Origin of the sequence: Paracidovorax oryzae ATCC 19882, assembly GCF_000687165.1 — a bacterium.
Classification (GTDB): domain Bacteria; phylum Pseudomonadota; class Gammaproteobacteria; order Burkholderiales; family Burkholderiaceae_C; genus Paracidovorax; species Paracidovorax oryzae.
Genome location: NZ_JMKU01000028.1, coordinates 36,469 through 57,409 on the forward strand (window position 1 = coordinate 36,469; position 20,941 = coordinate 57,409).

At 70.2% G+C, this 20,941-nt stretch carries 17 protein-coding genes; 11 read left to right on the top strand and 6 right to left on the bottom strand.

All coding sequences use genetic code 11. The features are described from left to right. Positions 1 to 13: 13 nt before the first annotated feature. A complete protein-coding gene (locus tag T336_RS0118875) occupies positions 14 to 922 on the bottom strand; it encodes a LysR family transcriptional regulator (protein WP_026433715.1) in 909 nt (302 codons plus the stop codon). A gap of 110 nt (positions 923 to 1,032) precedes the next feature. On the opposite strand from T336_RS0118875, the gene T336_RS0118880 reads away from it, so the two are divergent. Both T336_RS0118880 and T336_RS0118885 read left to right on the top strand, forming a co-directional pair. Continuing rightward, positions 1,033 to 2,241 (top strand): alpha-hydroxy acid oxidase, encoded by a 1,209-nt coding sequence (locus tag T336_RS0118880; RefSeq protein ID WP_026433716.1) that lies wholly within the window; start codon positions 1,033 to 1,035, stop codon positions 2,239 to 2,241. 40 nt (positions 2,242 to 2,281) lie between these two features. Next, a complete protein-coding gene (locus T336_RS0118885) occupies positions 2,282 to 3,268 on the top strand; it encodes a tripartite tricarboxylate transporter substrate binding protein BugE (RefSeq protein WP_035226559.1) in 987 nt (328 codons plus the stop codon). Positions 3,269 to 3,281: 13 nt separating this feature from the next. On the opposite strand, the gene T336_RS0118890 is transcribed toward T336_RS0118885, so the two are convergent. Beyond that, positions 3,282 to 4,328 carry an OmpA family protein gene (locus T336_RS0118890; RefSeq protein ID WP_244883989.1) on the bottom strand — a complete coding sequence of 349 codons (1,047 nt, stop codon included), beginning with the start codon at positions 4,326 to 4,328 and terminating at the stop codon, positions 3,282 to 3,284. A gap of 101 nt (positions 4,329 to 4,429) precedes the next feature. On the opposite strand from T336_RS0118890, the gene thiL reads away from it, so the two are divergent. The 6 genes from thiL (at position 4,430) to T336_RS0118920 (ending at position 12,368) form a co-directional block, all read left to right on the top strand. Next, positions 4,430 to 5,410, top strand: a complete 981-nt coding sequence (gene thiL, locus T336_RS0118895; RefSeq protein ID WP_026433719.1) for a thiamine-phosphate kinase — start codon at positions 4,430 to 4,432, stop codon at positions 5,408 to 5,410. Between the two features lie 287 nt (positions 5,411 to 5,697). Then, complete coding sequence (locus tag T336_RS0118900; RefSeq protein WP_026433720.1) at positions 5,698 to 7,470, top strand: pectate lyase; 1,773 nt, start codon at positions 5,698 to 5,700, stop codon at positions 7,468 to 7,470. 63 nt (positions 7,471 to 7,533) lie between these two features. Beyond that, complete coding sequence (locus tag T336_RS0118905; RefSeq protein WP_026433721.1) at positions 7,534 to 9,291, top strand: DUF4139 domain-containing protein; 1,758 nt, start codon at positions 7,534 to 7,536, stop codon at positions 9,289 to 9,291. Further along, on the top strand, positions 9,288 to 9,830 hold the full coding sequence (locus T336_RS0118910; protein WP_019703920.1) for a phosphatidylglycerophosphatase A family protein: 543 nt from the start codon (positions 9,288 to 9,290) through the stop codon (positions 9,828 to 9,830). Before T336_RS0118905 ends, T336_RS0118910 begins: the two co-directional genes overlap by 4 nt. Continuing rightward, entirely contained in the window at positions 9,824 to 10,297 is a 474-nt protein-coding gene (locus T336_RS0118915) for a CinA family protein (RefSeq protein WP_035226551.1), read from the top strand. Before T336_RS0118910 ends, T336_RS0118915 begins: the two co-directional genes overlap by 7 nt. A gap of 277 nt (positions 10,298 to 10,574) precedes the next feature. Beyond that, positions 10,575 to 12,368 carry a methyl-accepting chemotaxis protein gene (locus T336_RS0118920; protein WP_026433723.1) on the top strand — a complete coding sequence of 598 codons (1,794 nt, stop codon included), beginning with the start codon at positions 10,575 to 10,577 and terminating at the stop codon, positions 12,366 to 12,368. A gap of 3 nt (positions 12,369 to 12,371) precedes the next feature. Here T336_RS0118920 and T336_RS0118925 read toward each other — a convergent pair whose 3' ends face one another. Together T336_RS0118925 and T336_RS0118930 are read right to left on the bottom strand one after the other, a co-directional pair. Then, complete coding sequence (locus T336_RS0118925) at positions 12,372 to 13,886, bottom strand: SulP family inorganic anion transporter (protein WP_035226554.1); 1,515 nt, start codon at positions 13,884 to 13,886, stop codon at positions 12,372 to 12,374. Further along, positions 13,838 to 14,674, bottom strand: coding sequence for a YecA/YgfB family protein (locus T336_RS0118930; protein WP_020425098.1), 837 nt, complete (start codon positions 14,672 to 14,674; stop codon positions 13,838 to 13,840). Before T336_RS0118930 ends, T336_RS0118925 begins: the two co-directional genes overlap by 49 nt. 192 nt (positions 14,675 to 14,866) lie before the next feature. On the opposite strand from T336_RS0118930, the gene T336_RS0118935 reads away from it, so the two are divergent. After that, positions 14,867 to 15,724 carry a BUD32 family EKC/KEOPS complex subunit gene (locus T336_RS0118935; RefSeq protein WP_026433725.1) on the top strand — a complete coding sequence of 286 codons (858 nt, stop codon included), beginning with the start codon at positions 14,867 to 14,869 and terminating at the stop codon, positions 15,722 to 15,724. Positions 15,725 to 15,855: 131 nt separating this feature from the next. Continuing rightward, on the top strand, positions 15,856 to 17,787 hold the full coding sequence (locus T336_RS0118940; RefSeq protein WP_026433726.1) for an ABC transporter ATP-binding protein/permease: 1,932 nt from the start codon (positions 15,856 to 15,858) through the stop codon (positions 17,785 to 17,787). Positions 17,788 to 17,805: 18 nt separating this feature from the next. Here T336_RS0118940 and T336_RS0118945 read toward each other — a convergent pair whose 3' ends face one another. After that, positions 17,806 to 18,288 carry a putative toxin-antitoxin system toxin component, PIN family gene (locus tag T336_RS0118945; protein ID WP_026433727.1) on the bottom strand — a complete coding sequence of 161 codons (483 nt, stop codon included), beginning with the start codon at positions 18,286 to 18,288 and terminating at the stop codon, positions 17,806 to 17,808. Then, positions 18,278 to 19,603: a THUMP domain-containing class I SAM-dependent RNA methyltransferase gene (locus T336_RS0118950; RefSeq protein WP_019703911.1), complete on the bottom strand. Its 1,326-nt coding sequence runs from the start codon at positions 19,601 to 19,603 to the stop codon at positions 18,278 to 18,280. The genes T336_RS0118945 and T336_RS0118950 overlap by 11 nt, the downstream gene beginning before the upstream one ends. A gap of 156 nt (positions 19,604 to 19,759) precedes the next feature. Here T336_RS0118950 and T336_RS0118955 point away from each other — a divergent pair. Then, positions 19,760 to 20,941 (top strand): methyl-accepting chemotaxis protein (locus T336_RS0118955; protein WP_026433728.1); only part of this gene is annotated, 1,182 nt, incomplete at its 3' end.

Here is a 20,941-nt window from a genome sequence, read left to right on the forward strand (position 1 = left end):
TCCGGGCGGATCATCAGAGGGGTATCCCGGCGAATCCCGGGGCGAGGGAGAAATCCACGCACTGCCGCACCAGCGCGTGCATCGTCCCGATGAGGGCCCTCGTGTCGCCCCGCTTCCACTGGAAAGCGTAGTGCAGGGGTGCCAGAGGGACGCGCGCGCGGGCCGTGCGCAGGCCCATGGCGTCCACCCATGGGCCGGGCAGGATACCCGTGCCCACACCCAGTCGGAGCATGCCCGCCACGGCGCCCCAGCTGTTGCAGGCGATGCGCCCATGCACCGAGGCACCGTTGGCGAGCAGCCAGTCGTCCAGCAAGCGGGTCGTGCCCGCCCCCTCGGGCAGCGTGACCAGCGGATGGGACTGCAAAAGGGCCGCAACATCGGTGGCGCCCCCCGGCACCAGGGAAGACGCCACGCTCCACTGAAAATGCACGGCGCCCACGGGCTGGGACAGGAGTTCGCTGCGCGAGGAGCGGCCGGCGATCACGGCGAAGTCCAGGTCACCCTCGGACAGGCGGCGCTCCAGCACGCCGCCGACATCCACGACGGGCTCGAGGTGCAATTGCGGGTGCGCCGCCCGCACCGCCACCACGAAACCCGGCATCCAGGTCAGCGCAGAGAGATCCCCCACGCCGAAACGGCACGAGCCGGCGAGTGCCGCGCCGTCATCCCTGGCCTCGTGCAGCGCGGCCATCGCATTGAGCACGTCCAGCGCCCGTGGAAGCGTCCGCCGTCCCGCATCGGTCAGTACCGCGCGGTGGCCGCTACGGTCGAAGAGGGGCTGTCCCAGCGCCGCCTCGAGCTCGGCAATGCGCTTGGAGAGCGACGAGACGGACAGGTGGACACGTTCAGCCGCCGTGGCGAAGTTGGCGCAGGTCGCCGCCCACCAGAAGGCCTCGAGCTGCTTGACGGTGGGTGGCGGCACGGTGATGCATTTTCCATAGAGCGAACAAATACATTCTAAATAAGTCACTTTTATTCAACATGCCACCGCCGTAGATTCGCGCCATCACCGGCCCGCAAGCGCGTTTCACCATGGCATCCTACGCAGAGCCCTCCTCCTCCCCCAAGCTTCCCCCCGCCTTGCGCGGCCTTCTGGCGCTGCACGATTTCGAGGCGGCCGCGCGCCGGCGGTTGCCGCGGCCCATCTTCGGATACATCGCCGGCGCCGCCGAAGACAATGCCTCGCTGCGCGACAACCGCTCGGTCTTCGACGAATACGCTTTCTCCACCCGCGTCCTGCGCGACGTTTCGCAGCGCTCCCAGGCGGTGGAACTGTTCGGGCAACGCTACACCAGCCCTTTCGGCATCGCCCCCATGGGCATCGCCGCCCTGTCGAGCTACCGGGGCGACCTGGCGCTTGCCCGGGCGGCGCGCCAGGCCGGCATCGTGTCGATCATGAGCGGCACCTCGCTGGTCCGGATGGAAGAAGTCGCGCAGGAGAGTCCCGGCACCTGGTTCCAGGCATACATTCCCGGAGACCAGGCCCGCATCGACGCGCTGGTGGACCGTGTTTCCAGGGCCGGGTTCGGCACGCTGGTGGTGACGGTGGACATCCCCGTTTCCGCCAACAGGGAGAACAACCTCCGTACCGGATTTTCCACACCGCTTCGCCCCGGACTGCGCCTGGCGTGGGACGGCCTGGTACGTCCACGCTGGGTGGCGGGCACCTTTCTGCGGACCCTGCTGCGCCACGGCATGCCGCATTTCGAGAATTCCTTCGCGACCCGCGGCTCCCCCATCCTGTCATCCACCGTGCTGCGCGACTTCTCCGCGCGCGACCACCTCAGCTGGGCGCACATCGAGGCGATCCGCCAGCGCTGGAAAGGCCGCCTGGTCATCAAGGGGCTGCTCAGCGTGGAGGATGCGCTGCAAGCCCGGGACATCGGCGCGGACGGCATCGTGCTGTCCAACCACGGGGGCCGCCAGCTCGATGGCGCCGCCTCGCCGATGCGCGTGCTCGAAGCCGTCGTTGCTGCCGTGGGGCCCGGCTACCCGGTGCTCATCGACAGCGGCTTCCGCCGTGGATCCGACGTGTTGAAGGCCCTGGCCCTGGGCGCCCGCATGGTGCTGGTGGGGCGGCCCTTCAACTATGCCGCGGCGGTGGCGGGCGAGGCGGGCATCGCCCACGCGATCGGCCTGCTGCGCGATGAAGTCGATCGCAACCTGGCGATGCTGGGAGTGACGTCCTGCGCGGCACTCGGCCCCCGGCACATCGTCCACCGCCGACCCCGAGCGGAATGAGCGACCGCCCCGTTTCTCCATCGATGAAAGGATGTTTCCCATGCCCACCGATTTCCCGCGGCGCATAGCGCTCGCATCGCTGTGCTGCGCGGCGCTCGCCGCCGGCTCCTCCGCGTCGGCCCAGGCCGCCTACCCAGCCAGGCCCATCCGGCTGATCGTTCCCTTCGCGCCCGGCGGGACGACCGACATCATCGCCCGCGTGGTGGCCGACCCGCTGGGACGTGCACTGGGCCAGCCGGTGGTCGTGGACAACAAGAGCGGCGCAGGCGGCACCATCGGTGCGAGCGAAGCCGCACGCGCCAAGCCGGATGGCTACACGCTGAGCATCGCCACCGTTTCCACGATGGCCACCAATCCGGCCATCATGCCGAACCTTGCGTACGACCCGTTGACGGACTTCGTGCCCATCACCAACATCGCCGCGACCCCGAACGTCATCGCGGTCCACCCCCGGTTCCCGCGGCACGACTATCGCGGCTTCGTCGATGAATTGAAGAAGCACCCCGGCCAGTACGCCTACGCCTCCACCGGCACGGGCAGCATCACCCACATGCTCATGGAGCTGTACAAGAGCATTGCTGGCGTGCAGATGACGCATATCCCCTACCGAGGCGCAGGGCCCGCGCTGAACGACGTGGTGGCCGGCCAGGTGAGCATGAACCTCGACAACCTGCCTTCGTCCCTGCCGTTCATCAGGGAGGGAAGGCTGGTGCCCATCGTGGTGGCGGCACCACAGCGCCTGGCCGTGCTGCCGGGGGTTCCCACCTTCAGGGAAGTGGGACTGGAGTCCGTGAACAGGATGGCCTATTACGGCATGGTCGCGCCCAGGGGCACCCCGCGCGACATCGTGGACACGGTCGGCACCGCGCTCCGGAAGGTGCTGGCGGACCCCGCGGTCAGGAAACGGATCGAGGACACCGGCTCGCTCGTGATTGCGGGCACGCCCGAGCAATTCGCGGAGCAGATCAGAAGCGAACTCGGCATCTACAGGGACGTGGTGCGCACCCAGAAGCTGACGCTGGAATGAGACGGCGCATTTTTCAGGACTGCCTGACCAGCTCCACCCGCCGGTTCTTCGCCTTGCCCTCGTCCGTCGCGTTGTCCGCCACCGGATCGGCGGCGCCGAAGCCGGCGGACGACAGGCGGGACGCATCGATGCCCTGGGCAGCGACGGCGGCAGCGACGGCCTTGGCCCGCCCCTCCGACAGCGTCTTGTTGTGGGCCGCGTCGCCCGTGTTGTCGGTGTAGCCGTTGACGGCGAGCTTCAGCGAAGCGTCCTGCCTGAGCAGTTGCACCACCTGTTCGATCTGCGGCTGCGAATCGGGCAGGATGTCGGTCTTGTCGGTGGCGAAGTTGACGTGCAACGCCACCTTGCCTGTCTTGTCGATCTGCGCCTTCAACTCGCTGGCCGGCAACAGGCCGGCGGTGACCTGCAGGGGCTTGGTCTCGGCGATGAGCAGGCCGCCACCGAACTCGTAGTTGCACAGGTGGATCCAGATGTCGCGGTCCGCGCGGTGGACGACGAAGACCTGCACGGCGTTGTTCCAGATGTCGCCCAGGCCGCTGTTGTAGCGCGAGACCATGTCCCGCGGCCACTCCTTCATCTTGTCCGTCACGGCTTTCGGCAGCTTGCCCTCGAAGATCTTCCTGCCGCCCATCGAGGCCACCACGGACTCGATGTTGCGCGACAGCTCCAGATCCGAGAACGTCTTGCCCTGGGCGGCGGCGATGTGCGCCGACCAGACCCGGCCCTCCACGGGCTGCAGGCGGTCGCCCGTCCAGAAGGGCACCTGGTCGAAGTCGATCACGTCGGGCTTGGTGCCGGTGACGTAGCCGGTCGGCAGCGCGATGTACGGGAAGGCTCCCAGGGGTGCGGTGGAAACCGGCAGGCTGGCCGCATCGAAGCCCTTGCCGGTGGCCGCCTCCGCGGGCTGCGAAGCGGGTGCGCTCGCGGCGGTCGCCGGTGCGGCGGCGGCCGGCGGTGCCGCAGGCTCGCTGGCGGCTTTCTGCGGCGCCTCCTGCTTCCTGCAGGCACCCAGGCCCATGGTGAGGGCCAGAACCAGCGTCGCCGCTACTGCTTTTTGCACAGAGAACTCCTTGCCAGAAAAGAGCGCCTCAGTTTAGCGGCGGGTCCGGCCGGGCGGCCGCCTTCCCCCCCATGGTGGGGGTGCCGGGTATGCTCGAGCCCATGGGTGAATTCGATCTGATCGCGCGCTATTTCCACCGCCCCGTGCGCCGCGCGGCCCTGGGCGTGGGCGACGACTGCGCGCTGCTTTCTCCGGCCGCCGGCATGCAGCTCGCGGTGTCCAGTGACATGCTGGTGGAAGGCCGGCACTTCTTCGCCGATGTCTACCCCGCGCACCTGGGCCACAAGGCCCTGGCGGTGAACCTGTCGGACCTCGCGGCCTGCGGCGCACGGCCGCTGGCCTTCACTCTGGCGCTGGCGCTGCCCCGCGCCGACGAAGCCTGGCTGCAGGGCTTTTCGGAAGGCCTGCTGGCCCTGGCCGACGAGCATGGCTGCGAACTGGTGGGCGGGGACACCACGCAGGGCCCCCTCAACATCTGCATCACGGTGTTCGGCGAAGTGCCCGCCGGCCAGGCCCTGCTGCGCAGCGGCGCACGGCCGGGCGACGACCTGTGGGTGAGCGGCCACCTCGGCGATGCGCGCCTGGCGCTGGATGCGCTGCTGGGCGAAATGCCCGTGCAGTTGCCACCGCAGGTGCTGGCGCAGGCACGCGAACGGCTGGAGCGCCCCACGCCGCGGGTGGCGCTGGGCCAGGCATTGCGCGGTGTGGCCAGCAGCGCCATCGACGTGAGCGACGGGCTCGTGGGCGACCTGGGCCATATCCTGCAGGCGTCGGGCGTGGGCGCGCGCATCGACACCACGCTCGCCCCGCAGCTCATGGCGGCCTGCGACGGGCATGCCCCCGAACATGTGCCCTACGGCTGGGAAAACCTGCTGCGCTGCGTGCTGGCCGGAGGTGACGACTACGAATTGCTTTTCACGGCGCGCCCCGACAGGCGCGCACAGGTGGAAGCCGCGGCCCGCCAGGCGGGAACGCGCGCCACCTGCATCGGCGCGATCGAGGCCGAGCGCGGCCTGCGCCTGCTCGACGCGCAGGGCCGGCCCATGTCGGCCCGCTACCTGGCGTTCGATCACTTCCGCTGAACACGCACTGCCGGCGCACCCCAAGTCGTACGACATCAAAACACATGGCGTCACCTCGCCAGGGAGCTTGGCATTCGCCCTGCTCACCACCGGTGACAAATTCATTGGAAAACTCCGGGTAAGCACGGAATTCCATTGCACAGAATCATCACAACAATCCCTGCTGTTGTACGACGTCATTTGACTCATTGACGCATGCATCCCGCCTTGGCATGCGGAAGGCTTCGTGCGGCTGCGCGCCTTCCGGCCCGCTTTCCATAAAGAAATACGACGAGAGGAAACACCTGATGAAAAGAAGAGACTTCGCGCTGGCTGCGCTCGCGCCCATGGCCCCGCTCTGGCTCACGGCGTGCGGGGGCGGCGAAAACCCGGGCACGCCCCAGGGCCGGGCGGCCCAGGCCATGCGCAGCGCGGCCGAATACATGGACGAGGTGGTGTCGTACCGGGGCGGCTACGTATGGTCGTATTCGCCCGACCTGCAGCAGACATTCGGCGAGATGCAGGCCTACCGCACCATGTGCTGGATCCAGCCGCCGGGCACCCCTTCAGTGGGCCACGTGTACCTCGACGCCTACCACGCCACCGGCGACGAGCGCTACTACCAGGCGGCCGAACGCACCGCGCTCGCCATCGTGGCGGCGCAGCACCCCTCGGGAGGCTGGAACTACATCCACGACTTCGCGGGCGAGGACTCGCTGCGCCGCTGGTACGACACCATCGGCCGCAACGGCTGGCGGCTCGAGGAATTCCAGCACTACTACGGCAACGCCACCTTCGACGATGCCGGCACGGCCGTGGCCTCGCAGCTGCTGCTGCGGATGTTCCTCGAAAAGCGGGACACCCGCTTTCTCGAGCCGCTGCAAAAGGCGATCGGGTTCGTACTCGGGGCGCAGTTCGGTCCGGAGTGGGGCATCGCGGACGGCGGCTGGCCGCAGCGCTTCCCGCATTTCCCCGGCGCGGTGTCCAGCATGCCGCCACCCCATCCCGAGCAGGTGCCTGCCGGCGCGCATGCGGGCATGGACGACGGCGACTACACACTGCACGTCACCTTCAACGACGACGTGATGGGCGAGAACATCAAGTTCCTCACGATGTGCGTGATCGCGCTGGGCGACACGCGCCTGGTGCCGGCCATCGGCCGGGCGATGGAGTGCATGCGGCGCATGCAGCAGCCCGGTCCGCAGGCCGGCTGGGGGCTGCAGCACCTGTCCCGGCCCCAGGACAGCCGGCCCGCGGGCGCCCCGGCCGGCGCGCGCAGCTACGAGCCGCGCTCGCTCGCCACGCACACCACGCAGACCAATATCCGCCAGCTGTTCAATTACTTCCAGCTCACCGGCGACCGCCGCTACCTCGCGCGCGTCCCCGAGGCCATCGCCTGGCTGCGCAGCTGTCCCCTGCCGGCCGAAGCACTCGCGGCGAACCCGCTGCTCTCCGGCCGCACGCATCCGACATTCGTCGAGCTGGACACGAACGATGCGCTGTACGTGCACCGCTACGGATCGAACGTCCACAACGGCGGCTATTACGCGGACAAGGATTACCGCGCCACGCTGAGCCACTATTCCGCGGGCCGCGCCATCGACATCGCCGGGCTGCAGTCGGCCTATGACCGGCTGAGCGCGATGAGCGACCGCGACGTGGCGGACATGGCCGCGCGCTCACCGCTGCGCACGGGCACGCCGCGCCCGCTGCCGACGTATTTCTCGATCCGCGAGGTGGACTTCCCCGATCTTTTCGAGGGAGCCACCATGGCCACCCCCACGGTGACCGAGGCGGAGGCGCAGCAGCTGGTGGACGAGCTCGGCGGCCGGCGCTATTGGACTTCGCCGGTGCCGGAGATCGTCAACCCATACCAGGGAGACGGCCCTGCCGCGGCCTACACGGGCAGCGCCTACCGCAGCAGGCACGTGGGCGACGTGTACGACACGTCCCCCTATCCCGCCGACAACCCGCCCGAAGCAGCGCCCTATGTGAAAAAGGACAAGCCGCAGTTCATCGTCACCTCGGAATGGATCCGCCGCATGGGGCGACTCATCGCCTACCTCGCGCCGGTCCGCTGAACCCGGGGCGGGCCGCTGCTAGCATTGCCCTCCCCCAGTCCTACCCTGAGATAAGGAGCGCGGATGTCCTCTGCATGCCCGGGCGCGGCCCATTCCTCGCATCCCACGCGACCCGCGGCGGCGCCCCTGCACGCCGGCGCGCTGCGCGCAGCGGTCGCCGGCATGGCGCTTGCCGCCGCCGGCATGGCCTGCGCGCAGGAGCGCCCTGCCGTGGTGGCATCGCGCATCACGCAGGTGACGGTGGCACCGGGCATCGCCACGATCGAGCGCAGTGCGCGCGTCGCCGCGGGCGCGCGCACTGCCACCTTCGCCTGCCTGCCCGCCAGCCTGGACCCGGACAGCCTGCAGATCAGCGCGGACGCCGGCGTGCGCGTGGGCGAATTCAAGGTCACCACCGAGGACCGCGACGTGGCGGCCGGCTGCGCGAGTCCGCTGGACGACCGCGTGCGGGCGCTCGAAGACCAGATCGCGGGCGTGCAGGCCGAGATCGCGGCGCTGCGGCGCGCGGACCGGTACCTCGACCACCTGGCAGGCAGCAGCAGCTCCGACGGCGCTCCGCGGGACGGCCAGGGCAGCCCGCCAGTGGCCGCGGCCGCCGTGGTGCCGGCCGTTCCCGCCGCCCAGATCCCGGCCACGGCCGAAGCGCTGCGCAGGACGTCGGCCGAAACCATCGTGCGCCTGCAGCCGCTGCAGCGCCGCCAGGAAGCACTGGAGCGCGACCTGAAACCGCTGCGCGCCGAACGCGACCGCACGGCGGGCGGGCCGCGCGCCAGGGTGGTCTCCGTGGCCGTGAACCTCGCCACCGACCGGGATGCCGGCCTGCGCCTGTCCTACCAGGTGCGCGGCCCCGGCTGGCAGCCCGCCTACCGCGCGCGGCTGGACACCGCCACGGGGGCAGTGGTGCTCGAGCGGCTGGCCGTCGTCGCACAGCGCAGCGGCGAAGACTGGAACGACGTGCGGCTCGCGCTCACCACGCAGGCGCCCGCGCGGGCCACCGCGGGACCGCGGCCCGGCACCTGGACGGTGGATGTGGCGGCACCGCCGGAGCCGCAGAACCGCCTCGCCCGGCTGCCCGCAGCGATGGCGATGGCCGCGCCCGCGCCGGCCCCCGTGGCGGAATCCGCCGATGCCGCGGAAGACCCCTTGCCCCGCTTCGACGTCACGGCCCTGGCCGGCAGCTACGCCACGCGCTTCGAGGTGCCGCAGCGCCTGAGCGTGCCCGCGAGCGGGCAGCGCACCACGCTGCTGCTGGGCACGCACGACGCCGCGGCCCGCCTCGTCACGCGCACCGTGCCCGCGCAGCGCGAAACCGCCTACCTGGTGGCGGAGATCGCCCCGCCCGCAGGCCCCTGGCCGGCCGGGACCGTCGGCCTGTACCGCGATGGCGCCTTCGTGGGCCAGGGCCGGCTGGACTTCGCCTCGGCCACGGATGCAGGCAGCCCGGGTGGGCGCACGGTGCCGCTGTGGTTCGGTCCGGACGACCTCGTGCGCGTGCAGGCCGAGGCGCCCCGCACCACCACCGGCACGGCCGGCTTCACGGGTACCACCGTGGAGCGCCGCACCCAGCTCGCCTACCGCATCGAGAACCGCCATGCCACCCCGATCACGCTTCAGGTGATCGACACCGCCCCTGTGTCGCGCAATGCGAAGATCGAGGTCGAATCCCGCTACGCGCCGCCACCGCTCACCACCGCCTGGGAGGGCGCGGCCGGCACCGTCGCATGGCAGCAGCCCCTGGCGCCAGGCGCCGAGGCGCGCTTCACGGCGGAACACGTGGTGCGACATGGCAAGGACGTGGAACTGAACGAGAACCGCCGATGAACGTATTGCCTCCCCTGCCCGCGGCCGGATCGGCCGCAGCCCCCCGCAGGGCCAGCGCCGCCTTCATGCGGTCCCACCCCGCGCACTGGATCGCCCTGGGCTTCGGCGCAGGCCTCTCGCCGCGCGCGCCCGGCACCGTGGGCACGGCCTGGGCGTGGCTGGCCTATCTGGTGCTGCAGCATTGGCTGTCCCCCCTGCAGATCGGCGGGCTCATCCTGGCCGGCACGCTCGTGGGCTGGTGGGCCTGCACCACCACCGCCCGTCACCTGGGCGTGGCCGACCCGGGGTGCGTGGTGTGGGACGAGATCGTGGCGTTCTGGTGCGTGCTCTGGCTGGCAATGCCCATGGGCTTCTGGGGCCAGTGCGCGGCGTTCGCGCTGTTCCGCTACTTCGATGCCGCCAAGCCAGGCCCCGTGGCCTGGGCGGACCAGCTGTTCAAGGGCTTCGGCTGGCGCGGCGGCTGGGGCATTCTCTTCGACGACTTCGTGGCGGCCTTCTGCGCGCTGTTCGCCATCGCGCTCTGGAGGGTGCTGTGGTGAGCGCCGACATCGCCTTCCTCGCACAGGCACTCACGGCCCGCGGCTGGATGATGGCCACGGCCGAAAGCTGCACCGGCGGCATGATCGCCGGTGCATGCACAGACCTGGCCGGATCGAGCCAGTGGTTCGAGCGCGGCTTCGTCACCTACTCCAATGCCGCCAAGACCGAACTGCTGGGCGTTGCCGCCGAACTCATCGACACGCACGGCGCCGTGAGCGAAACCGTGGCGCGCGCCATGGCGGAAGGCGCCGTGCGCCACTCCCACGCGCAGGCCGCGCTGTCCGTGACCGGCGTGGCCGGCCCCGCGGGCGGCAGCGCCGCCAAGCCCGTGGGCACCGTCTGGTTCGGCTGGCACCTGGGCGGCACGACGCACAGCGAAATGCGCCGTTTCCCCGGTGACCGGGCCGCCGTGCGCTCCGCCGCCCGCGACCATGCGATCGCCGGGCTCGCCAGGCTGCTGCGCTGACCTCCTGCAACCGGGGCTTGATCCGGCTCCCATCGCCCTTCCGCACACTGGCTCCCTTACGCCCCTTGGCGCATCGCCCACGGCAGCGCCAGACTGGGGCACGCCTGCGCGCCGTGTGCAGGAAATGAACGCCCATCTCGGCAGCAAATGATGAATGCGACGCATGTCTGTAGTCCCATGAATTGAAATTCGTGAATTCCGAAAAAATGATGAGCAAATATTTCAGATTGGTTCCAGACTGGAAGGACAAAGACGACTATTTTTCCTGGAGGTACCCATGGCCGCCCGCGCCCGCTCCCTGACTGTTTCCCAGCGCCTGCTCATCGCTTTCGGCCTGGTGATCGCCATCTTCATCGCCGTGGCCACCAGCGCGCTCGTCACCAGCCGCAGCCTCGCGGAAGCAGAATCGTGGAACGAGCACACCTACCAGGTGCTCGACCGCTCCAACACCCTGCTCAACAGCATGGTCAACATGGAAACCGGCGCCCGCGGCTTCCTGCTGAGCGGAGATGACAAGTTCCTGGAGCCCTGGACCAGCGGCACCCAGGAGTTCACCAAGACGCTCCCCGACATCAAGGCCCTCACGGCCGACAATCCCGCCCAGCAGCGGCGCCTGGATGACATGAAGGCCCGCGAGACCGAATTCACGTCCGTGATGTCCGGGCTGATCCAGGCCCGCCGTGACGTCACGGCAGGCAGCAAGACCATGCAGGACTTCATCGCGCAGTTCGCCCAGGGCAAGGACAAGGCCGCCATGGACGGCTTCCGGGCCCTGCAGAAGGAGCTGGACCAGACGGAATCCAGCCTGCTGGCCGAACGCAAGGCGGGGACCGACCGGATGCGCGGCATCAATACCACCGTGATCCTGGCCGGATCCGCGCTGGCCGTGGCACTGGCCATCGCACTGGGCATCTGGGTCACCCGCTCCATCACGCGCCAGCTGGGCGGCGAGCCCGACTATGCGACCGGCATCGTGCGGCAGATCGCGCAGGGCAACCTCGCGGTGGACGTGGATACCCGTTCCAATGACCAGTCCAGCCTGCTGGCCGGCATGAAGGACATGCGCGACCAGCTGGCCCGCGTGGTCGGGCAGGTGCGGCAGAGCAGCGACTCCATCGCCACGGGCAGCACGCAGATCGCCACCGGCAACGCCGACCTGAGCCAGCGCACCGAGGAACAGGCCTCCAACCTGCAGCAGACGGCCGCCTCCATGGAGCAGCTGACGGCCACCGTGAAAAACAACGGCGACACCGCCCGGCAGGCCACGCAACTGGCGAACTCCGCCAGCGAGGTCGCCGAACGCGGCGGCACGGTGATGGGGCAGGTCGTGAGCACCATGGGCGCCATCACCGACTCCAGCCGCCGGATCTCGGACATCATCGGCGTCATCGACAGCATCGCCTTCCAGACCAACATCCTGGCGCTCAATGCCGCGGTGGAAGCGGCCCGCGCCGGCGAGCAGGGCCGCGGCTTCGCGGTAGTGGCCAGCGAAGTGCGCAGCCTCGCGCAGCGCAGCGCCGATGCCGCCAAGGAGATCAAGGGACTCATCTCCACCAGCGTGGAGAAGGTGGAAGCCGGCAGCCAGCAGGTCGAGGAAGCCGGCCGGACCATGGCCGACATCGTCACCCAGGTCAGGCGCGTGAACGACCTGATCAGCGAAATCAGCGCTGCCACCCAGGAACAGGCCCAGGGCATCGGCCAGGTGAGCGACGCGGTGAGCCAGCTCGACCAGGTGACGCAGCAAAACGCCGCGCTGGTCGAGGAGAGCGCTGCCGCCGCGGACAGCCTGCGGGCCCAGGCCGGCCGGCTCGTGGATGCGGTGAGCCAGTTCCGCCTGCACCACGACCAGGGCCTGCCAGCCCCGGCACCGATGGCCGCACCGCGCGCCGCCGCAGCGCCGGCTGCAGCCAGCGCACTGCCGGCCGCCAGACCGGCACCGGCCCGGGTGCCTGCCGCGCCGCGCGCTCCGGCCGTGGCGGCCCGCCGGCCCGCGCCTGCACCCGCGAAAGCCCCCGCGCCTTCGCTGGCCCTGGCGGGCAGCTCGAGCGAGGACGACTGGACGAGCTTCTGACGGTCAGGGCCCGCCCACGCGCTCCACGAGGCCGGCACTGGCCTCGTTCATTCCCACCACCTCCACGGGGCAGCCGTGGTGCCGCAGCCGCATCACCACCTTGTCCAGCGCGGCCACGGCGGTCACGTCCCAGAAGTGGGCCCGCGAGACGTCGATGCGCACCGGGCGGCCTTCGGCGGCCAGGATGTCGAAGGCATCGATGAACGCATCGGCTGACGCGAAGAACACCTGGCCCGCCACATGCCAGGTGCGCAGGCCGGTGGCCCCGTCGTCCTCGGCGCGGACGTCCAGCAGGCGCGCCACCTTGAAGGCGAAGAACACGCCGCTCAGCACCACCCCCACGGCCACGCCGGCCGCCAGGTTGTGGGTGGCGAGCGTCACCGCCACCGTGGCCAGCATCACGGCGCTGGACGTGCGCGGATGGCGCACCAGCGTGCGCAGCGAGGCCCAGTCGAAGGTGGAGGCCGACACCATCACCATGATCGCCACCAGCGCGATCACCGGCACGCGCGACACCCAGTCCTTGAGCGCCACCATCAGCACCAGCAGGAACACGCCCGCGAACAGGGTGGACAGGCGCCCGCGGCCACCGTATTTCACGTTGCCCACCGCCTGCCCGATCATTCCGCAGCCCGCGATGCCGCCGGTCAGGCTGGCAGCGATGTTCGCCAGGCCCAGCCCGGCGCATTCGCGGTTCTTGTCGCTGGGCGTGTCGGTCATCTCGTCCACCACCGCGGCCGTGAGTACGGATTCGAGCAGGCCCACGAAGGCGATGGCGAGCGCCGGCAGCGCGATGATGCGCAGCGTCTCCAGAGTGAACGGCACGCCGGGCAGCGCGAAGGCGGGCAAGGCGTCCGGAAGCCTGCCGAGATCGCCCACGGTGGGCAACCGAAGGCCCGCCGCGGAGGCCAGCGCCGTGAGCGCCACGACGCAGACCAGCGGCGACGGAATGGCGGTGAACACCCGCCAGCCCGACCACGCGCCCAGGCGCGGCAGGCCGTAGATGATGGCCAGGCCCAGCGCCAGCATGGCCCATGTGCCCGGACCGGCGCCCCGCAGGTGCGGCAACTGGGCCGAGAAGATCAGCACGGCCAGCGCATTCACGAAACCCGTGCGCACCGAACTGGAAACGAAGCGCACCAGCACCCCCATGCGCAGCAGTCCGAAGGCCACCTGCACCGCGCCGGCCAGCAGCCCCGCGGCAAACAGGTAGCCCACGCCATGGGACTGCACCAGCGGCGCGGCCACCAGCGCCACCGACCCGGCCGCCGCCGACACCATGGCCGGGCGCCCGCCCGCGAAGGCGATCACGATGCTGATGACGAACGAGGCGAACAGCCCCACGGACGGATCGACACCCGCCACGAACGAAAACGCGACCACCTCGGGAATGAGAGCGAACGTGGCAACGGCGCCGGCCAGCAGTTCACGCGGAATGCTGGGCGCCCACTCCGCGCGCAGCCGGGACCTCAGCTTCCGCAGCACTTCTTGTATTTCTTGCCGCTGCCGCAACTGCACGGGTCGTTGCGGCCCGGCGTGTCCGCACGGCGCACCGATTCGACGCGCGGACCCATGCTCTTCCAGAGCTGGCGCAGGTCATAGACCGCCCAGATCGCCTCGCCGAACACCTCCAGCCGGTCCTCGCTCACGCTGGGCGGGCCGTCCTCGGCATACATGTTGTGCTCGGGGCGCCCGGTGTCGTCCTCGGTCAGCGCGACGATGTGCTCGAGCGCGCCGTCCAGCCACTGCGCGGCCTCCTTGTCGCGCGGCGCGGCCCACTCCTCGGGCCAGTTCTCCACGGCGAACATGAAGCCCAGCGCCCAGACCTGCCCGAACGAAGGCACGTCCTGCCCGGACATCTCTGCGCGCTCCTCCTCGGGCAGGCAGGCGATCGCGCCGCGCATGTCCATCACCTCGGGCTGGAAGGCACGGTCGTCCTCCAGCGACTCCACCGTGTCCTCGAGCTGACCCGCCACCTCGTTCCAGCGGCGCATCCACAACTCGATGAAGCGCGCCTGCTGCGCATCGTCCTGGAAGGCCGGAAGGCGCGGCAGCGCCTCTCCTTCGGCCACCATGTCCATCGGGCCGCCGTCGTCCAGCAGCATGGGCAGGTACTCGGCCGGCGCGATCGCGCGGCGCGTGCAGACCAGCGCGGTGAGGAAGCCGTCGCAGAATTCCCACTGCGGGATTTCCTCGGCGCGCGAACGCAGGTCGTCGAGCAGTGCGTCCAGCTCATCGAGGTCGTCGTTGCTGAGCGCGGGAACGGCGCCGGAAGTATCGGCGGCGGGGGCGTGGGGATCGGTCATCGGGGGGCTCCTGGCCGGCGCGCACGCGCGGGCAGGCCGTATTTTGAAGAAGATGGCGAAAAAGGCGGACAGCGGCGGGCCGGCCCATCGCTCTATGATGCCGCCGCGGCGGACAGGATTGCCCACCTTGCGCATTCCAAGGCGGCGAGTGTAGCCGCGCCCCCTGACGCTCCGATTCCCTCCCTCCAGTCCATGCCCGCCTTTCCGCCAGATCCGGCGCTCCCGCCCTCTCCCGCCCGGCCGGCGACCCACCCCGCGCCCACCGACTGGGACGCATTCCTGCGCGAGCGGCTGCCCACCCAGGTGCATGCGGTGGAGAGCCACATCGCGGCCGACGGAACGCGGGTGTGGCTCAAGCGCGCGGCGCCCGTGCGCGGGCCCGGCAGGCACCGTGCCATGGCCCTGCTCGCCGGCATGCTGGGCCTGCCCGTGCTGCGGCCCGTGCCCACGCCGGGCGGGGCCGAGGGCATCGCCACCGAGGTGCGGCGCCTGCGTGCCTTCTCGGCCCTCGGGCTGCGCGTGCCCGAGGTGCTGGCGTTCAGCGGCGAGGGCCTGCTCACCCTGGACCTGGGCCGTCCGGAGGTGGACACGCACTCCCTGGGCAACGAGATCGAACACCGCCTCGGGGACGGGCCCGAAGCCGTGCTCGCGCTCTGGCGCCAGGGCCTCGCGGCGATCGCGCAGGTGCATGCGCGCGGCACCTGCCTCAGCCAGGCCTTCGCGCGCAATCTCGTGCGCTGCCCGGACGGCGTGGTGGGCTACCTGGACTTCGAGGACGACCCGGCCGCCACCCTGCCGCTGCCCGCATGCCAGGTGCGCGACCTGCTGTGCTACGCCCACTCCACCGCGCTCTACCTGCGCGCATCGGACGCGCTGGCCCCGGCGCGCGCCGAAGCCGCCGCATGGACGGCCGCCCATGGCCCGGAATTCCGGCAGACCATGGAACAGGCACTGCGCCGCCTCGCCTGGCTGCGCCGGCTCCCCCAGGACCGCCGCTGGGGCCGCGACGTGCAGCGCATACGCGCCGCCTACGACCTGCTCGCGCCGTAGCAACGCGATCGTGCGGTGGTGCGGCAGGTCGGGGGCGTTTCCGTAATGCCCCGTGGGCGGCGTCCGACAGGCCACGGTAGAGCCCCCCGCATATCGTGCGGACAAGCGCTCCCGCTCCGCTCCGCCCCCGCATGCCTTCATCCGCCACCGCCGCCGCGCCGCTGCCCACCGCAGCCGAACCCGATCCGAAGGCCGCTGCCGGCGCACGGGCTCCCAGCCTTTCCCTGGCTGCCTGGCGGCAATTCATGGCCGTCGCCAAGCCCTACTGGCTGGGCGACCGCAAGGTCGCGGCCTGGGCGCTGCTGGGCCTGCTGATCCTGCTCATGCTGCTGGAAACGCACCTGGCCGTGCGCCTCATCGACCGAACGGGGGAGATGACCTCCGCGCTGGCGGCACAGGACCGTGACCGCTTCTGGGACGCCGTGCGCAGCTGCCTCACCGTGCTGGCCTTCGCCGTGCCGGTCTATGCCTTCTACTACTACATGCGCGATGCGTTCGCGAACCACTGGCGCCTCTGGCTGACCCACCGTTTCCTGGACGGCTACCTCGGGCGCCGCCGCTACTACGAGCTGAATGCGGAAGGCACGGTGGACAACCCGGACCAGCGCATCAGCGAGGACATCAACAGCTTCACCGGCCGCTCCACGCATTTCCTGCTGATCTTCATCGGCGCCATGATGCAGCTGGTGGCGTTCAGCGCGGTGCTGTGGTCCATCTCGCAGACGCTGGTCGCTTTCCTCGCGGTATATGCGCTCGTGGGCACGGTGGTGGCGCTCTACGTGTTCGGCGCCCCGCTCATCCGGCTGAACTTCTGGCAGCTGCGGCGCGAGGCGGATTTCCGCTTCGGGTTGATGCGGCTGCGGGAGAACGCCGAATCCATCGCGTTCTACCGCGGCGAGGCGCAGGAGCGCGCCCAGCTGGACCGCAGCTTCCAGGCCGTATTCAACAACTACGCCCGCCTCATCAAGCGCCAGCGCTCGCTGAACCTGTTCCAGCGGGCCTTCAGCCAGCTCACCCTGGTCATCCCCAGCATCATCCTGGCCGATGCGGTGCTCTCGGGCGACATGGAAGTGGGCCGCGCCATCCAGGCCGGCGGCGCTTTCGCCGCGGTGCTGGCCTCGGTGTCGCTGATCGTGGACAACTTCGAAAGCCTGAGCCGCTTCGTCGCGGGCATCGGCCGGCTCGACACGCTGCGCCAGGCCCTGCTGGAAACGCCCACGGAGCGCGGCACGCCCGAGCCCATGGAGCCGGAGGCCGCCGCCGCCGCACGCCGGCAGCGCCGCGAACAACGCCGCGAGCAGCGCCGTGCACGCCGGCGGGGCGGCGCCCCGTCCGCCAGCGCGGCGGCAGCCGCTCCGGTGGCCGAGCTGTCCCCGGAGACATGTGGCGAGATCGAGGCCCGGGAGGGCGAGCGGTTCGCCGTCGAAGGGCTGGACCTCTACACGCCACGCTTCTCGCGCCTGCTGGTGCGCGATCTTTCCCTGGACCTGCAGCCCGGCGACGCGCTGCTCATCACCGGTGCCAGCGGCTGCGGCAAGAGTTCGCTGCTGCGCGCCCTGGCCGGCCTGTGGCGCGACGGCCGGGGCGTGGTGCACCATCCACCGATGGACAGCGTGTTCTTTCTGCCGCAGCGGCCCTACATGCAGCCGGGCACGTTGCGCAGCCAGATGATCTATCCCGCCCGCGACACCGATCTTGCGGACGCGCAACTGCTGGAAGTGCTCGACGCCGTGCACCTGCCCGACCTCGCCGGCCGCGTCGGGGGCCTGGACGCCGTACGCGACTGGGAAAAGGAGCTGTCCATCGGCGAGCAGCAGCGGCTGGCGTTCGCGCGGGTGCTGGTGCGGCAGCCCCGCACCGTCATCCTCGACGAGGCCACCAGCGCGCTGGACAGCGCCAACGAGGCTGCCCTCTACGAGCGCGTGCGCGCCAGCGGGGCATCGGTCATCAGCATCGCGCACCGGCCGGCCGTGCTGGCCCACCACACCCACGTGCTGGTGCTCGCGGGCGACGGAGGATGGTCCCTGCACCCCGCGGAGGGCTTCCGGTTCGACGAGGGCTGAAACACGCCGGTGCCTCGCTCAGGCGGCTTCCGGTTGCGCGGCCTCCAGCACCAGGGCCGTGGCCACGTGCGCGTCCATGCTCAGCAGCCGCTTGCGCATGCACAGCACGGCCTTGTCCTTCGACAGCAGGATGGCGCGGTGGGCCGCCGCGAGGTCGATGAACTTCTGGTCATCTGCGTCCTTGCAGACATAGGCCACGCGCGGCGCGATCTCCACCAGGCGCGCCTGGGCATCGAACGCCGCGAGCACCTGCGCGGCATCCACCCGGTAGAAGTCCATGCGCTCCACGATGTGCGCGTAGGCCAGCACGCGCTCGAGCTCGTCGCGCATGACCTGCGTGGCGATCCATGCCAGCCGGCCCTGGGCGAGCAATTGCCGCAGCGGCCCCGTGCGCGGATCGGAAAAGATCAGCAGGTCCAGGACCACGTTGGTGTCCACCACCACGCAGCGCACCGGTTCGCCCTCCGCTGCCTGCGCGGGCAGCCGCAGCTCAACCGGCATGGTCCCCGCCCGCATCCGCCGCGCGTCCGGGGCCGGCAGGCGCATCCGCCGGCGGCGGCGCAGCGCCCTCCGCCCGCTGGCGCACGGCGCCCTGCACCATGTCGAAACGGAACAGCCGGCATTCGATCGGCCCGTTCCACATCGGCACGCGGCGCGATTCCTTCAGGCGCATCTTGCCGGGCAGCTTCAGGTCGGGCGTGAGCATCCAGGCCTGCCAGCCTGCGTAATGCTTCTTCCAGTGCGCGGCCAGTTGCAGGAAGAAATCCCCGCCATCCTCGGTCTGCGCGGTCTCCCGGCCGGCACGCTCGACCACGCCCATGCGCTCCCGCGCGCTGCGCCCCGCCGTGCCGGCCGCGGCAATGCGCTCGCCATAGGGCGGATTGAGCAGCATCACGCCGGGCCGGTCGCCGGGCGGCATGCGCTGCAGTGCATCCCCGCCGCGCAACTGCACCGCCTGGGCAACACCCGCGCGCTCGGCATTGCGTTGCGCGAAATCCACCATGCGGTGAGACACATCGCTGCCGAACACCGGTACGGCGGCCGGCACGATGCCGCCTTCCGCTTCCTCGCGCAGAGCATTCCAGACGTGCGCCTGGAAGGGCAGCAGTTTCTCGAAGGCGAAGCGCCGGTGCAGGCCCGGGGGAATGCGGCAGGCCATCTGCGCGGCCTCGATGGCGATCGTGCCGCTGCCGCAGCAGGGGTCGTACAGCGGCATGGGCGCGTCGCCCAGCGGATCCCAGCCGCTGGCGGCGATCATGGCCGCGGCGAGCGTCTCCTTGAGCGGCGCATCCCCCTTGTCCTCCCGCCAGCCGCGCTTGAACAGCGGCTCGCCCGAGGTGTCGATATAGACCGTGGCCTGGTCCGTGGTGAGGTGCAGGTGGATGCGCACGTCCGGCCGCTGCGTGTCCACATCGGGCCGCACGCCGCCGGCTTTCGCGCGGAAACGGTCGGCGACCGCGTCCTTCACGCGCAACGCCGCGAAGTTCAGGCTCTGGAGCGGGCTGTGCTGGGCAGTGACGTCGATGCGGAAGCTCTGGCGCGGGGTGAACCAGATCTCCCAGGCGATCCCGGACGCGATGGCGTAGAGATCGTTCTCGGAGCGGTACATCCGCTCGGCCAGGTGCACCAGCACCCGTTGCGCGAGGCGGCTGTGGAGGTTCAGCCGCAGCGCTTCGCGCCACGACGCACGGGCCATCACGCCGCCGCGCCCCGTGAGCAGGTCGTGGCCCGTCAGGCCGGTAATGCCATGGACTTCGTCGGCCAGGAAGCCTTCCACGCCGGCGGCGCAAGGCAGAAAAATTTGCAGTGAATTCATAACGCAGGCGAGAGGATACGCCTTGCGGCAAATGCAATCCTCCGCCGTTATTTTTCCACCTTGCAGAACGGATGTTTCATTCTGTTGATAAAGTTCAACAATAGACGATAACCCGGCGATCACCCTTCCCACAGGCCTTCCTTTTGGAGTCCGTCGATGTTCCACAGCCTTCGCGCCCGCCTCATCGGGATCTGCATCGCCATCACCGCCCTGTCGCTCATCGCCCTGGCGCTGGCCACCTTCTTCGTCGTGCGGGGCAACACGCTTTCGGGCCTGGACGACCGCATCGGGCAGCTCACGCGCCTGCATGCCAGCGAACTCGCCGAATGGGTCAAGGAGAAGCAGCGCATCACCTCCTCGCTGAAGACCGCCGTCGGCCAGGCCGAGCCGGTGCCCTTCCTGCTGGCAGCCAAGCAGGCCGGCGCGTTCGACGACACCTATTTCGTCTATGCCGACAAGCGCAACATCTTCGCGCACCCCATGCCGGAGGGCTATGACGGCACCGCGCGCCCCTGGTACAGGCAGGCGGTGCAGACCGGCGGACCGGCCCTCACGCCCGCCTACGTGGACGCCAGCACCGGCAAGCTCACCATCAGCTTCGTCGAGCCCGTCGGCCCTGCCGGCCAGCCCACGGCCGTCATCGGCACCGACATGCACCTGGACACCGTGACCCGCAAGGTCAACGCGATCCACCCCATGGAGAAGAGCTTCGCCTTCCTCCTGGACGGACAGGGCAACATCCTCGCCCACGCCAAAGCCGAACTGGCCCTGAAGCCCGTCACGGCCATCTCCCCGGCCCTGGACGGCGCACAGCTCGCGCGGCTCGCTTCGGACGGCGGACGTGCCGACATCTCCATCGACGGCGCCCCCACCATGCTCTACGCCGCGAAGGTGGAAGGCACGCCCTGGATCCTGGCCATCGCCATCGACCGCGCCGAGGCCACCCGCCCCGTGCGCGAACTCCTCAACGTCGCCATCGCCATCACCGTGCTGTGCGTGCTCGCCGCCGTCGGCCTGCTCACCTACGCCGTCAGCCGCCAGTTGCGCCGCCTCGCCGTCGTGCGCGACGCCCTGGAGGACATCGCCTCCGGCGAAGGCGACCTCACCCGCCGCCTCGACACCCACGGCAGCGACGAGCTCACCCAGATCGCCCGCGCATTCAACCACTTCGTGGACAAGATCGCCGCCGTCCTCGTGCGCATCCGCGCCTCCGCCGAATCCGTGCGCCTGGCCACCAGCGAGATCGCCAGCGGCAACCAGGACCTCTCCGGCCGCACCGAGCAGCAGGCCAGCTCCCTGGAAGAAACCGCCGCCGCCATGGAGCAGCTCACCGCCACC

Bases quoted from the DNA above. Each gene is read 5' to 3' on its own strand.
- T336_RS0118880 (WP_026433716.1), top strand. From the start codon at position 1,033: ATGGCATCCTACGCAGAGCCCTCCTCCTCCCCCAAGCTTCCCCCCGCC.
- T336_RS0118885 (WP_035226559.1), top strand. From the start codon at position 2,282: ATGCCCACCGATTTCCCGCGGCGCATAGCGCTCGCATCGCTGTGCTGC.
- thiL (WP_026433719.1), top strand. From the start codon at position 4,430: ATGGGTGAATTCGATCTGATCGCGCGCTATTTCCACCGCCCCGTGCGC.
- T336_RS0118900 (WP_026433720.1), top strand. From the start codon at position 5,698: ATGAAAAGAAGAGACTTCGCGCTGGCTGCGCTCGCGCCCATGGCCCCG.
- T336_RS0118905 (WP_026433721.1), top strand. From the start codon at position 7,534: ATGTCCTCTGCATGCCCGGGCGCGGCCCATTCCTCGCATCCCACGCGA.
- T336_RS0118910 (WP_019703920.1), top strand. From the start codon at position 9,288: ATGAACGTATTGCCTCCCCTGCCCGCGGCCGGATCGGCCGCAGCCCCC.
- T336_RS0118920 (WP_026433723.1), top strand. From the start codon at position 10,575: ATGGCCGCCCGCGCCCGCTCCCTGACTGTTTCCCAGCGCCTGCTCATC.
- T336_RS0118930 (WP_020425098.1), bottom strand. From the start codon at position 14,674: ATGACCGATCCCCACGCCCCCGCCGCCGATACTTCCGGCGCCGTTCCC.
- T336_RS0118935 (WP_026433725.1), top strand. From the start codon at position 14,867: ATGCCCGCCTTTCCGCCAGATCCGGCGCTCCCGCCCTCTCCCGCCCGG.
- T336_RS0118940 (WP_026433726.1), top strand. From the start codon at position 15,856: ATGCCTTCATCCGCCACCGCCGCCGCGCCGCTGCCCACCGCAGCCGAA.
- T336_RS0118945 (WP_026433727.1), bottom strand. From the start codon at position 18,288: ATGCCGGTTGAGCTGCGGCTGCCCGCGCAGGCAGCGGAGGGCGAACCG.
- T336_RS0118950 (WP_019703911.1), bottom strand. From the start codon at position 19,603: ATGAATTCACTGCAAATTTTTCTGCCTTGCGCCGCCGGCGTGGAAGGC.